We start from the raw sequence: 12,900 nt of genomic DNA on the forward strand, positions 1-12,900 counted from the left end.
AAACACACGTGTGCTCCCACAGAAAGACGAACCCCATAAACCGCTACCTACGGTAGCCGTCTGTGGTACGGAAAACGCGCGGAACGACCGATCCAGCCGTGCAGAACCTGAGATTGGGACCCTGTCCTGCGAGGGTTTCAGGCCCGACAAGGCTTTCCGGAGGGGTGAGTGCCTACTCACAAACGCCGAAACGTAGAAACCTATGGGAGGAAACCACGAGGAAATCCCCCGATTCGGCGTACAGGTTCCCGTTTATGGGATCGACGAATCCACTTCCTGATCACCCGCGCGCTTGCGTTTGGCCGACAGAGCAGGTCCACGGCCACCGCGGTGGCTGTCTTCGGAATCGCCGGCAGCAGTTCGAAATCATCGTGGATTGCGGGCGAGTGGATTTTTGTCCTCGTGATCCCGCGTCCGTGGACAACTTTTTACCGGTCGCCAACCGGCATGTTTCGAACAAATTCAGCCTGTGGACTGTGCGCAGAGGCAATCGTCCCGGACTGCGTGTCCACGCGGCGGCTTCCCGATTTTCTACCTTTGGACCAACCGAGCCGTCGCACTGTGGCTCTGGCAAGCCGCCAAAAGCCGCACGACCGACCGCGAGCGATCGTCATGGCGAACACCTTCCGCACAGCTCGCCGGCTCCAGGACCGATCCGAAGATCGTTCCGAGCCGACGTGAAGATCCGGTCTATGACGAAGCTCACCGTCGCCGAATCGCAAGTGGCTCCCGGAAAGGCTCACCTTTCGGTACCGCACTGGGTTCGGCAAACCGTGTCGATCGCGATACCGCTCAACGGGTGGGCCACCTGAGCGATCAAATAAAAAGTCTGTGGCAAATGCTCGCGGTGTGATGTACCCGCAAGCACAGTCGCTTGCGCTTTCTCGATGCATGCGTGAAGTGACGCCGATCGACGTCTTCACCACACAGTGTTCGGCTTTTCGTCATACGTACCCGTCAATGACGACCTTCACCTCAACAGGTCACCCAAGCCACAGGTGACCGCCAACATCACGACGCGGCGACTCGACGCGATCGTCCCGATCGCCGGAGGAACCGAATCGTGACCGTTTATGGGAGGAACCGTCGCTCGAGCCGCGTCGAATGGCAACGTGACGCACAGATCGACTGCTGCTGCGGGGATCATGGATGAGCATGTCGACATCACCACCTGTGAAACAGCGGCCTATCGTGCGTGCACAATCCGTCGCCGTTCCCGAACCGGGCGATAAGCGTCGCGGTCTCTAGCACATGACGCCGGTGCGGAGCCCCATCTTCTCCCATACATGTATCCCGATTCCGTCATCACGTTCACGCCACATTTTTCGCGACACGGTTATGATGCACAGGTCCTGATCGCGACATGACAACCGATCAGGACAGGGGCGGTATCTCGATGGTTGTTCAATCCGTGATAGTCATCAAAAAAGAGAGTTCAGCGATGCAAATCCAGATCAGAAAACTCGCGCTGGCTGCTACCGCAGCCGCTTTCCTGTTCGGCTCGGCAGCTCCCGCGTTTGCACAGACCGACGCCGCCAGCGCGCCTGCCGCACAGGATGCGAAGGCAGCGAAGAGCGAAGCACGCAAGGCGGCCAGGGCCAAACGCAAGGCCGAGCGCAAGGCTGCTCGTGCGAAGAACACCGCCGAGCTGAAGAAACTCGAAGATGCCGGTTACAAGCCGGCGGCCAATGATCCGAACTATCCGCAGAACCTGCAGAACGCGGAGAAGAAAGCCGGCGCTGCAGCAAGCCAGTAAGCGTCGTCCGACGGCAAGGCGCGGTGTGAGCCGCGCCTTGCCGTGTGCATCACGATCACGCGGTGCACGCCTAAAATCACGTTCCGTGAATTTCCGTTGTTTGATTCGGAATCCTGCCTTTCTCGTTACGCACGACCGACTCCTCGACGCGGTCAGTGCCGTCCGTCCCGCTCGGTCGCGTTCCCCGTCGTTTTCAGCCAGTCCTTGAATGCACGCACGGCATCGTCGTTTGCCTGCGCGGATGCGACGTACGTGAAGTAGCGCCACGGCGGCAGCGCCGGTTCGCTGAACGGCTGCACGAGCCGCCCTTCGGCGATATCGTCGGCGACGAGCGCGATCGGCCCCATGGCGACGCCCAGCCCGTCGAGCGCACCTTGCAGCGTCAGGTAGAAATGCTCGAGCGTGAGCGAGTGCCGCGGTGCAAGATTCGGATGCCCGGCCGCCGCGAGCCACTCGGGCCACATGCCGGGATAGGTGGCCGCGTGCAGCAGCGTGAAGCCCGCGAGATCGGCCGGCGTGTCCAGCGGCCGTCCCTCCAGCAGCTTCGGCGCACACACCGGCAGCCGAACTTCCGACAGGAATTCCTCGGCAACGTAACCGTCGATGGCTTGCGGGCCGCCGCGAACGATCAGGTCGACCTTGTCGCGCAATTTCTCGATCGGCTCGTTCGACGTCGACAACCGCACCTCGATGGCCGGATGGGCGACCTGGAACGATGACAGCTTCGGCACGAGCTAGCGTAGCGAAAACGTCGCGGGCGCGCTGACGCGCAGCACGCGCTGCTGCGCGTGACCGAAGTGTTGCGCGGTGGCGAGCGCGATCCGGTCGAACGATGCGCCGACCTCGGCGAGATACGCACGGCCGGCGTCGGTCAGTTCGACGCGCCGGTTGTGGCGTTCGAACAGCGGCCGCCCGAGCCACGCCTCCAGTTGCTGCACGTGCCGGCTGATCGCGCCGTGCGTCACGCACAGCTCGTCGGCGGCCAGCGTGAAACTGCCGAGCCGCGCGGCGGCTTCGAACGCGCGCAGCGAATTCAACGGGGGAAGTCGTCGGGCCATTGCTTCGTTTCGCGTGATTTTTACTCACACGAAGGTTCAGGTTTAATCGTTTGATCGGGCGATCCAGCTCCGCCAACATGGCACACAAACGGCCGGCACGGCCGAACGAGTGTCTGAATTTCTCACATGGAGTGCGGAGCATGCCGAACGTGGTGGTAGTAGGCGCCCAATGGGGCGACGAGGGCAAGGGGCGCGTCGTGGACTGGCTGGCGGCCCAGGCCGATCTCGTTGCGCGCTACAACGGCGGCCACAACGCGGGCCATACGCTGGTCGTCGGCGACAAGACGTACAAGCTTGCGCTGCTGCCGAGCGGCATCGTGCGCGGCAAGCGCGGCGTGATCGGCAACGGCGTCGCGCTCGATCCGGAAGCGCTGCTCGCGGAAATCGGGCGGATGGCCAGGCTCGGGCTGTCGGTGACACCGGACAATCTGTCGATCGCCGAGAACGCGACGCTGGTGTTGCCGATTCACCGCGCAATCGACCAGGTGCAGGAGCGCCAGCGCCGCGAACCAATCGGCACCACGCTGCGCGGGATCGGGCCGGCCTACGAGGACAAGGTCGGGCGCCGCGGTCTGCGCGTCGGCGATCTCGCGGAGCCTGGCCGGCTTGCCGCCAAGCTCGACGTGCTCGTCGATCATCACAACGCGTGGTTCCGGGGCCTGGGGCTCGACGAATACGACCGCGACGCGATGCTGGCGACGCTGGTCGGCCTCGCGCCGAAGATCCTGCCGTTCGTGCGCCCCGTCTGGGCCGATCTGAACGACGCGACCGATCGCGGCGAGCGCATCCTGTTCGAGGGTTCGCAGGCCGTGATGCTGGATATCGACTGGGGCACGTACCCGTTCGTGACGTCGTCGGGCACCGTGGCGTCGGCCGCCGCGGCCGGCACCGGCCTGGGCGCGTCGAAGCTCGGCCATGTGCTGGGCGTGACCAAGGCGTATGCGACGCGTGTCGGCGGCGGCCCGTTCCTCACGGAGCTGAACGACGTCACCGGCGAAGCGCTGCGCGCGCGCGGGCAGGAATTCGGTGTCAATACCGGCCGGCCGCGACGCTGCGGCTGGCTCGATGCCGCACAACTGCGTCAGGCCGTCAGGATCTCGGGCATCGATTCGCTCGCAATCACGAAGCTCGACGTGCTCGACGGCTTCGAGTCCATCGCGCTGTGCGTCGGTTACGAACTCGACGGTGCGCGTGTCGACCATCTGCCTGCGAGTCTCGATGCGCAGGCGCGTGCGAAGCCTGTATACGAAAGATTCGACGGCTGGCACGGCACCGTGAAGGGCGTGCGCGAGCGCGCGGCGCTGCCGCGCGCCGCTCAGGATTTCATCGCGCGCGTCGAAGCGGTCGCGGGCGCACCGGTGTCGATGATCACGACCGGTGCGGAGCGTGACGACACGATCGTGTTGCGCAATCCTTTCGACGTGGCGGCCGCTGCGTGACGCGCGAAACGGGGAGGGCGTAAATTGCGCCGCGGCATCGCGGCCGGCGGGTCGTTTTTGCCGGCCCGATGCCCAATGCCCGTTGATGCTCGGGTGCGTGCACGCGCGGCCCGGATGCCATGCGACAAGCGATTCCGCGGCACGATTCGGCATCCGGATTACGCCGCGTACGGCGAACTGGACACGCCTGCAGCGCTGCTGTACTGTTCCGCACAATTCGCGCCAGACCGGCCTGTGCCGGAGCCGCCGGCACCCAGGCCGCACGGCGGCGCGACGTGATCTCAATCCCGGGGACAGGTCGATGGACACGTTACAGATGATGCGCATTTTCGTCCGGGTTGCGGAGGAGGGCAGTTTCACGAGTGCGGCCCATCGCCTGGACATCACGACGGCCTACGCATCGCGTTCGGTCGCACAACTCGAAACGCATCTGCGCACGCGCCTGCTCAACCGCAGCACGCGCCGCATTGCGCTGACCGACGCCGGGCAGCGCTATCTCGACCGCTGCCAGCGGATCCTCGGCTATATCGACGAAGCGGAAGCCGAGGCGGCCGACGCACAGGCGAAACCGTCGGGGCGGCTGCACGTTCACGCGACGACGAGTTTCGGCCAGTCCTACGTGGTGCCCGCGGTCGTGCGCTACCGTGAGCGTTATCCGTCGGTCGCGGTCGAGCTGACGCTGTCGCAGCACGTGCCCGACATCATCGACGAAGGCTACGACGTATCGCTGCAGTTGAGCACGACCGAGCTGCCCGATTCCGGGCTCGTGTCGCAGCGGCTCGGCGACGTGGGCAGCGTGCTGTGCGCGTCACCCGCGTACCTGAAGGCGCGGGGTACGCCGCACACGGTGAGCGACCTCGAAGGTCATGCGTGCCTGCAGATCGTCACGTCGCTCTTTCCGCGCGACTGCTGGCATCTCGATGGCCCCAATGGTCGTGAAACGTTCGAGCTGCCGTTGCCGGATTTCCAGGTAAACATCGCCGAAGCGCTTGGCGCCGCGCTGCGTGCCGGCCTCGGGATCGGCTCGCTGCCGATCCCGGCCGCCCTGCCCGGGCTCGCGAGCGGTGCGCTGGTGCGCGTGCTGCCCGAATACCGGTTGCAGAAGCTGACGGTCTATACGCTGTACGCGTCGCGTCAGTATCTCGACGCGAAGATCCGCACGTTCGTCGATTTCCTGCGCGAATGCGTGCCCGAGTTGCTGGCCGCCGACGAGGCTGCGGTGACCGCGTCCTGCGCGTCACGCAATTCCTGATTCAGGCATGGTGCGGTGCGCGAGCGCCGCATACCGATCCTTACTAGCTTAAATAATACGTATTCCTATATTTGCTGGCGGCGCTGGCTACTGGCGCACACCCGGCGCGCCACCTGTATCTTCTGTTTCGCGACAGCGTGGTGCCCACGTCGTCGGCCGAATACTTCGCCCGCTGCATCGACGAAGCCGTGCTGGCCGAACGGGCGAATGAGAGCGGGAAGAAGGGCGGGGCACGCACGCGCATACGGCCAGCGTGAAGCGGCTTATGGCGCGACGCGCGACAGCGGCACCGCTTCGCCTCGCAGCCTCGCGACGTCGCGGCCCGGCGCGTCGCCGAACAGCCGCGCATATTCGCGGCTGAACTGCGACGCGCTGACGTAGCCCACGCTGCGGCACGCTTGCCGCGCATCCATCGCCGACAGGCACATCAGGCGGCGCGCTTCCTGCAGTCGCAGCACCTTCTGGCATTGCAACGGGCTCATCGACGTGACCGCACGGAAGTGGTGATGAAAAGTCGACGGGCTCATGTCGACCTGCCGCGCGAGCGAGTCGACCGTCATCGGATCGCGGTAGTGGTCGCGAATCCACGCGACCGCGCGCGAAATGCGCTGCGCCGTCGAACCGGCCTCGCCAACCTGCGCGACGCGTGCACCCGACGGACCACGCAGCAGCCGAATGAGGATTTCGTCGACGATCAGCGGCGCGAGCAGGTCGAGCTCGACCGGTTGCGCCATCAACTGCATCAGCCGCGCGACGGCGTCGACGATTTCCGGCGTCGCGTCGTGCGTGTCGAGCGCGCCGCAGTCGACGGTTTTCGGCAACCCGCGCGGGAACACGCGTGGCGTGAGCGCGGCGATGCGCGCCGGATCGAGTTCGAGCTGCGCGTAAAGGAACGGCTCGGCGGGCGTTGCGCGCGTCACGCGGCCGGTGACGGGCACGTCGGCCGTCGCGACCAGCATCCGCGCTTCGTCGATCGTGTAGGTGTCGTCGCCGACCCGCATCGACTTCGCGCCTTGCCCGACGATGCTCATGCACGCGTGGTGCACGCCGTGGTTCCACTGCGCCGGCGCGCCGGACGCGCGTGAGATGCGCATGCCGCGCACCGGGAGGTCGAACCACCCGTCGTGCGGCGCGTAGGCGGCGATCAACGCCGCGAGCCGGGCCGCGTGCGGCCGTGCCGGCGACCGCGGGACGTAATCGGGCAGGGGGCGCGGTGGCGTTCGGGCGTCGGTTTCCATGTTGCGTGAGCGGATGGCGGAGTGAGCGAGGCGAGGTGCGCGGCGGCGATTCCCCGTCGAGAAACAGGCAGGGGCGCCGGCACGGCGGTCACATCGTACGACCAGTTGCGTGCGCCGGATTGCCCAAACCTGTCGGAAATTAGCCCGATCATCCGGACCTGCATGGTCGGTGGTCGCATCGCCCGTCGTTGCGAGGTGTGCAGCGCACAAATTCGGAAATTAAGGCAAAACAATCGCAGGATCGGGCAAGCTATTTCCCGGTGGTTTTCATACCATTGCACCTGCTGAAAGAAATGTGTTCCAGTGCGTTCGTGTGACGCAGGCAAAACCGTCGCATGATCCGCGGCCGCTGCCGCACGTGTTGCCGCCGCGAATCGCTGGAAAAGACTCAGGACTGCTATCGAATGATCGTACATCGGGCCGGCCGAGGCTGGCTTGCGCCCGTTGTATGCCGACTCGCGCCCGTCGCGAGCGTGCCGACCGGCCCGGCGTGGCCGGCGTCGGCGCCGCTGCATTGGCCGGGCTGATGCGGATCGGCACGCGACGTGCCGGCGGGTGCAGGTGGAACGGCAGCCGTCCGCGCAGGGGAATCCGGACAAATGGACCAACTTCAATCGATTCGGGCATTCGTGACGGTGGCAAGAGAAGGCGGGTTCCGCCGCGCGGCGACGCGGCTGCGCGTGTCGACGGCGATGGCGAGCCGGTTGGTCGATGCGCTCGAAACGCGGCTCGGCGCGCGCCTGCTTCAACGCAGCACCAGCCACCAGTCGCTGACGGAAATCGGCGAGCTGTATCTCGCGCGCGTCGAGCGGATTCTGGGCGCGATCGACGAGATCGACGGCCGTTTCGTCGCGATGGGCAGCAAGCCGGAAGGGGCGTTGCGCGTGGCCGCGCCGGTTGCGTTCGGGCTCAGCCAGTTGAGCGCGTTGCTCGATCGTTTCGTGCACCTGTTTCCGGACGTGCGGCCGACCGTGACGCTGACCGATGCGTACGTCGACCTGACTGCCGAGGACATCGACGTCGCATTCCTGATCGACGGTATGCCGGTATCCGGTGCGCACGCGCTGCATACGCTGGCCGCGTACGAATCCGTGCGCGTCGCGGCGCCGGGTTACGTCGCCGCACAGGGCGGCGCGGCGGCATCGGGCGGCTGGCCGGATCTCACGACCGTCCGGTTCGAACCGCCGGCGGCCGACGACGACCCTGCGGCCGCGATTCGACCGGGCTCGGCACCCGGCAATGCGGGCGTCGGCCATCTCGAGATGGCACGACGGCTGGCCGTGGCCGGCATGGGCGCGGCGGTACTGCCCGCGTATCTCGTCGACGCCGATCTGGCGGCCGGCACGCTGGTGCGTATCGCACCGGTTCGCCCGCTCGCGCCCGTCACGCTGAAGCTCGCGCATGTGCGTGCCGCGCGTTTGTCGGCCGCCGCGCGCGCGTTCATCGAATTCGCCGGCGCCGCGTTCCGGCCCGCGCGCTAGCGTCCCGGCTGGCCGCCGCGGCAACGCGTGCCCGTCGGGGCCGCGGGCTCGCCGTTCCTTTTTACGGAAGCAGTTCGGCAAACGAACGCTCCGCAGGGTGCACCGCACACCCGAAGCACGTGCCCGCATGCGTGTCGGACGGAAGCGAGAGCATTCCGCCCGCGCATGCAGGCCGCGAGGAGATCTGGTGATTCCCATTGAATGTCGTCTATTTGTGAGAGGTCGCTCCATGCGCGTCGAACGGGTTCCATACCGCTTGATCACTGTCGCGGCAGCCGCGGTTTTCCTGGCTGCCTGCGGAAAAAAAGAATCGGCACCGCCGCCGCAAACACCTGAAGTCGGCGTCGTCGCCGTCCAGCCGCAGGCCGTACCGGTCTTCACCGACCTGCCGGGCCGCACCAGCGCGTTCCTCGTCGCGCAGGTGCGCGCGCGGGTCGACGGCATCGTGCTGCGCCGTGAATTCACCGAAGGCAGCGACGTCAAGGCCGGTCAGCGTCTGTACAAGATCGACCCGGCGCCGTACGTCGCCGCGCTGAACAGCGCGAAGGCGACGCTCGCGAAGGCGCAGGCGAACCTCGTCACGCAGAACGCGCTGGTCGCGCGCTACAAGGTGCTGGTGGCCGCGAACGCGGTCAGCAAGCAGGACTACGACAATGCGGTGGCCACGCAGGGCCAGGCCGCGGCGGACGTCGCGGCCGGCAAGGCGGCGGTCGACACCGCGCAGATCAACCTCGGCTATACGGATGTCGTGTCGCCGATCACGGGCCGTGTCGGCATCTCGCAAGTGACGCCGGGTGCGTACGTGCAGGCGAGCCAGGCGACGCTGATGTCGACCGTGCAGCAGCTCGATCCGGTGTACGTGGACCTCACGCAGTCGAGCCTCGAAGGGCTGAAGCTGCGCCAGGACGTGCAGAGCGGGCGCCTGAAGACGAGCGGCCCGGGCGCGGCGAAGGTGTCGCTGATCCTGGAAGACGGCAAGACCTATTCGGAAGCGGGCAAGCTGCAGTTCTCGGACGTGACGGTCGACCAGACCACCGGCTCGGTGACGATCCGCGCGGTGTTCCCGAACCCGGGCCGCGTGCTGCTGCCGGGGATGTTCGTGCGCGCGCGGATCGAGGAGGGCGTGAACGAGAACGCGTTCCTGGTGCCGCAGATCGGCGTCACGCACGACCAGAAGGGGCAGGCGATCGCGCTGGTGGTGAACGCCAGCAACAAGGTCGAGCCGCGTCCGCTGAAGACGACCGGCATGCAGGGTCAGAACTGGATCGTCGAAGGCGGTCTGCAGGCGGGCGATCACGTGATCGTGCAGGGCGGCGAAAAGGTGCGCCCGGGTGCGACCGTGAAGACCGTCGAGGCGCAGCTCGCGCCGGCGCCGGATGCGGCGTCCGCCGTAGCGGCGGGTGCCACGCCGGCGAGTACCGCCGCCAATGCTGCTGCGAGTTCGGCCGCCGCGTCGGCCGCGCAATAACAGGGAGTCCGTTTCATGGCCAAGTTCTTTATCGATCGCCCGATCTTCGCGTGGGTGATCGCGATCGTGCTGATGCTGGCCGGCGTCGCATCGATCTTCAAGATGCCGATCGCGCAGTATCCGACGATCGCACCGCCGACGATCCAGATCCAGGCGAACTACCCGGGCGCATCCGCGAAGACGGTGGAAGACACGGTGACGCAGGTGATCGAGCAGCAGATGAGCGGTCTCGACAACTTCCTGTACATGTCGTCGACGAGCGACGACTCGGGCAATGCGACGATCACGCTGACCTTCTCGCCGGGCACGAATCCGGACGTCGCGCAGGTGCAGGTGCAGAACAAGCTGTCGCTCGCGACGCCGAACCTGCCGCAAGTCGTGCAGCAGCTCGGCATGCAGGTCACGAAGTCGAGCAGCAACTGGCTGATGTGGTTCGCGTTCAACTCCGAGGACGGCAGGATGTCGAAGGAGGACCTGACGAACTACGTGGCCTCGCACGTGCTCGATCCACTGAGCCGCGTGAACGGCGTCGGCCAGACACTGCTGCTCGGTTCGCAGTTCTCGATGCGGATCTGGCTCGACCCGACCCGCCTGACCAACTACGGCCTCACGCCGATCGACGTATCGACGGCGATCACGCAGCAGAACGTGCAGATCGCGGGCGGCCAAATCGGCGGCACGCCGGCGAAGCCGGGAACGGTGCTGCAGGCGACGATCACCGAATCGACGCTGCTGCGCACACCCGAGCAGTTCGGCAACATCCTGCTGAAGGTCAACCAGGACGGCTCGCAGGTTCGACTGAAGGACGTCGGCCGCGCGGCGCTGGGTTCGGAGAACTACACGTTCGACACGAAATACATGGGGCAGCCGACGGCCGGTCTCGGCATCCAGCTCGCGACCGGTGCGAATGCGCTGGCGACCGCGACTGCGTTGCGGGCCAAGATCGACGAGCTGTCGAAGTACTTCCCGCACGGTCTGGTCGTCCACTACCCGTACGACACGACGCCGTTCGTGCGCCTGTCGATCGAGGAAGTGGTCAAGACGCTGATCGAGGGCATCGTGCTCGTGTTCCTCGTGATGTACCTGTTCCTGCAGAACCTGCGGGCGACGATCATCCCGACGATCGCGGTGCCGGTCGTGCTGCTCGGCACGTTCGCGATCATGGGCGTCGCCGGCTTCTCGATCAACACGCTGTCGATGTTCGGCCTGGTGCTTGCCATCGGCCTGCTGGTCGACGATGCGATCGTGGTGGTCGAGAACGTCGAGCGCGTGATGGCGGAAGAGGGCTTGTCGCCGAAGGAGGCGACCCGCAAGGCGATGGGTCAGATCACCGGCGCGCTGGTCGGCGTGGCGCTCGTGCTGTCGGCGGTGTTCGTGCCGGTGGCGTTCTCGGGCGGCTCGGTCGGTGCGATCTATCGCCAGTTCTCGCTGACGATCGTGTCGGCGATGGTGCTGTCGGTGCTTGTCGCGCTGATCCTGACGCCGGCACTGTGCGCGACGATCCTGAAGCCGGTTCCGCAAGGGCATCACGAAGAGAAGAAGGGCTTCTTCGGCTGGTTCAACCGGACCTTCGATCGCAGCCGCGATCGCTACACGGGTGGCGTGAATCACGTGATCCGGCGCTCGGGCCGCTGGCTCGTGATCTATCTGGCCGTGTTCATCGCGGTCGGCGTGATGTTTACGCGCCTGCCGAAATCCTTCCTGCCCGATGAAGACCAGGGCTACATGTTCATGATCGTGCAGACGCCGTCCGGCTCCACGCAGGAGACGACCGGCAAGACGCTCGACAACATCAATACATACCTGACGACCGCGGAGAAGGACGTGGTCGACTCGGTGTTCACGGTCAACGGCTTCAGCTTCGCGGGCCGCGGCCAGAACGCGGGCCTCGTGTTCGTGAAGCTGAAGCCGTACGAGCAGCGCCAGCGTTCGAACCAGAAGGTCCAGGCGCTGATCGGCCGCACCTTTGCGCACTATTCGACCTACAAGGACGCGATGGTGATTCCGTTCAACCCGCCGTCGATTCCCGAACTCGGCACGGCCGCCGGCTTCGACTTCGAGCTGACGGACAACGCCGGTCTCGGCCACGAAGCGCTGATGGCCGCGCGCGGCCAGTTGCTCGGGATGGCCGCGAAGGATCCCGCGCTCGCGCTCGTGCGCCCGAACGGCCTGAACGACACGCCGCAGTACAAGGTCGACATCGACCGCGAGAAGGCGAATGCACTCGGCGTCACGGCCGCTGCGATCGACCAGACGTTCTCGATCGCGTGGGCGTCGCAGTACGTGAACAACTTCCTCGATACCGATGGCCGGATCAAGAAGGTCTACGTGCAGTCGGATGCGCCGTTCCGGATGACGCCGGAGGACATGAACATCTGGTACGTGCGCAACAGTTCGGGCGGGATGGTGCCGTTCAGCGCGTTCTCGAGCGGCCACTGGATCTACGGTTCGCCGAAGCTCGAACGCTACAACGGCGTGTCGTCGATCGAGATCCAGGGGCAGGCTGCGGAGGGCAAGTCGACCGGCCAGGCGATGGCCGCGATGGAGGCGCTCGCGAGCAAGCTGCCGGAAGGCATCGGCTATTCGTGGACCGGCCTGTCGTTCCAGGAAATCCAGTCCGGCTCGCAGGCGCCGATCCTGTACGCGATCTCGATCCTCGTCGTGTTCCTGTGTCTCGCGGCACTGTATGAAAGCTGGTCGATCCCGTTCTCGGTGATCATGGTCGTGCCGCTCGGCGTGGTCGGCGCGCTGCTCGCGACGATGCTGCGCGGCCTCGAGAACGACGTGTTCTTCCAGGTCGGCCTGCTGACCACCGTGGGCTTGTCCGCGAAGAACGCGATCCTGATCGTGGAATTCGCGCGTGAGTTGCAGGCGACCGGAAACATGGGGCCGGTGCGGGCGGCGATCGAGGCGGCGCGCCTGCGACTGCGCCCGATCCTGATGACGTCGCTCGCCTTCATGCTCGGCGTGCTGCCGCTCGCGATCAGCAACGGCGCGGGCTCGGCCAGCCAGCATGCGATCGGTACCGGCGTGATCGGCGGGATGATCACGGCGACGTTCCTCGCGATCTTCATGATCCCGATGTTCTTCGTGCGGGTTCGCGCGATCTTCAGCGGCGAGACGGAAAACGTCGACGATGCATGGCGTCTCGTGCAGGGCGACCTGCAGCGCGGTCACGACGACGCACACGATTCGAAGGGGCGATAAC

Annotated in this window: 7 protein-coding genes and 1 pseudogene; 6 read left to right on the forward strand and 2 right to left on the reverse strand. The window is 65.9% G+C overall.

Annotated features, from left to right (window positions below; all coding sequences use genetic code 11):
* Positions 1–1,441: 1,441 nt before the first annotated feature.
* Positions 1,442–1,756, forward strand: coding sequence for a DUF4148 domain-containing protein (locus AC0KUR_RS11265; protein ID WP_124610123.1), 315 nt, complete (start codon positions 1,442–1,444; stop codon positions 1,754–1,756).
* A 152-nt stretch (positions 1,757–1,908) separates the two neighbouring features.
* Here the strand turns inward: AC0KUR_RS11265 and gcvA are convergent.
* Positions 1,909–2,814: pseudogene (gene gcvA, locus AC0KUR_RS11270) on the reverse strand (transcriptional regulator GcvA).
* 140 nt (positions 2,815–2,954) lie between these two features.
* Between gcvA and AC0KUR_RS11275 the strand changes: the two are divergent.
* Together AC0KUR_RS11275 and AC0KUR_RS11280 are read left to right on the forward strand one after the other, a co-directional pair.
* Positions 2,955–4,253 carry an adenylosuccinate synthase gene (locus AC0KUR_RS11275; protein ID WP_473375887.1) on the forward strand — a complete coding sequence of 433 codons (1,299 nt, stop codon included), beginning with the start codon at positions 2,955–2,957 and terminating at the stop codon, positions 4,251–4,253.
* A 301-nt stretch (positions 4,254–4,554) separates the two neighbouring features.
* Positions 4,555–5,505: a LysR family transcriptional regulator gene (locus AC0KUR_RS11280; RefSeq protein WP_473375888.1), complete on the forward strand. Its 951-nt coding sequence runs from the start codon at positions 4,555–4,557 to the stop codon at positions 5,503–5,505.
* Positions 5,506–5,768: 263 nt separating this feature from the next.
* Here AC0KUR_RS11280 and AC0KUR_RS11285 read toward each other — a convergent pair whose 3' ends face one another.
* A complete protein-coding gene (locus tag AC0KUR_RS11285) occupies positions 5,769–6,599 on the reverse strand; it encodes an AraC family transcriptional regulator (RefSeq protein WP_231750657.1) in 831 nt (276 codons plus the stop codon).
* A gap of 743 nt (positions 6,600–7,342) precedes the next feature.
* On the opposite strand from AC0KUR_RS11285, the gene AC0KUR_RS11290 reads away from it, so the two are divergent.
* From AC0KUR_RS11290 to AC0KUR_RS11300, 3 genes are all read left to right on the forward strand, one after another.
* A complete protein-coding gene (locus AC0KUR_RS11290) occupies positions 7,343–8,224 on the forward strand; it encodes a LysR family transcriptional regulator (RefSeq protein WP_034191715.1) in 882 nt (293 codons plus the stop codon).
* Between the two features lie 229 nt (positions 8,225–8,453).
* Positions 8,454–9,692 carry an efflux RND transporter periplasmic adaptor subunit gene (locus tag AC0KUR_RS11295; protein ID WP_473375889.1) on the forward strand — a complete coding sequence of 413 codons (1,239 nt, stop codon included), beginning with the start codon at positions 8,454–8,456 and terminating at the stop codon, positions 9,690–9,692.
* A gap of 15 nt (positions 9,693–9,707) precedes the next feature.
* The gene (locus AC0KUR_RS11300) at positions 9,708–12,899 is read left to right on the forward strand and encodes an efflux RND transporter permease subunit (RefSeq protein ID WP_175868201.1); all 3,192 of its coding nucleotides are present in this window, start codon (positions 9,708–9,710) and stop codon (positions 12,897–12,899) included.
* Position 12,900: the final 1 nt, after the last annotated feature.

Source organism: Burkholderia sp. YHN3-13 (assembly GCF_055810675.1).

What these genes read in the sequence shown, in the direction of transcription:
- AC0KUR_RS11265 (WP_124610123.1), top strand. Translation starts at nt 1,442, where the DNA reads ATGCAAATCCAGATCAGAAAACTCGCGCTGGCTGCTACCGCAGCCGCT.
- AC0KUR_RS11290 (WP_034191715.1), top strand. Translation starts at nt 7,343, where the DNA reads ATGGACCAACTTCAATCGATTCGGGCATTCGTGACGGTGGCAAGAGAA.
- AC0KUR_RS11295 (WP_473375889.1), top strand. Translation starts at nt 8,454, where the DNA reads ATGCGCGTCGAACGGGTTCCATACCGCTTGATCACTGTCGCGGCAGCC.
- AC0KUR_RS11300 (WP_175868201.1), top strand. Translation starts at nt 9,708, where the DNA reads ATGGCCAAGTTCTTTATCGATCGCCCGATCTTCGCGTGGGTGATCGCG.
- AC0KUR_RS11280 (WP_473375888.1), top strand. Translation starts at nt 4,555, where the DNA reads ATGGACACGTTACAGATGATGCGCATTTTCGTCCGGGTTGCGGAGGAG.
- AC0KUR_RS11275 (WP_473375887.1), top strand. Translation starts at nt 2,955, where the DNA reads ATGCCGAACGTGGTGGTAGTAGGCGCCCAATGGGGCGACGAGGGCAAG.
- AC0KUR_RS11285 (WP_231750657.1), bottom strand. Translation starts at nt 6,599, where the DNA reads ATGCGCATCTCACGCGCGTCCGGCGCGCCGGCGCAGTGGAACCACGGC.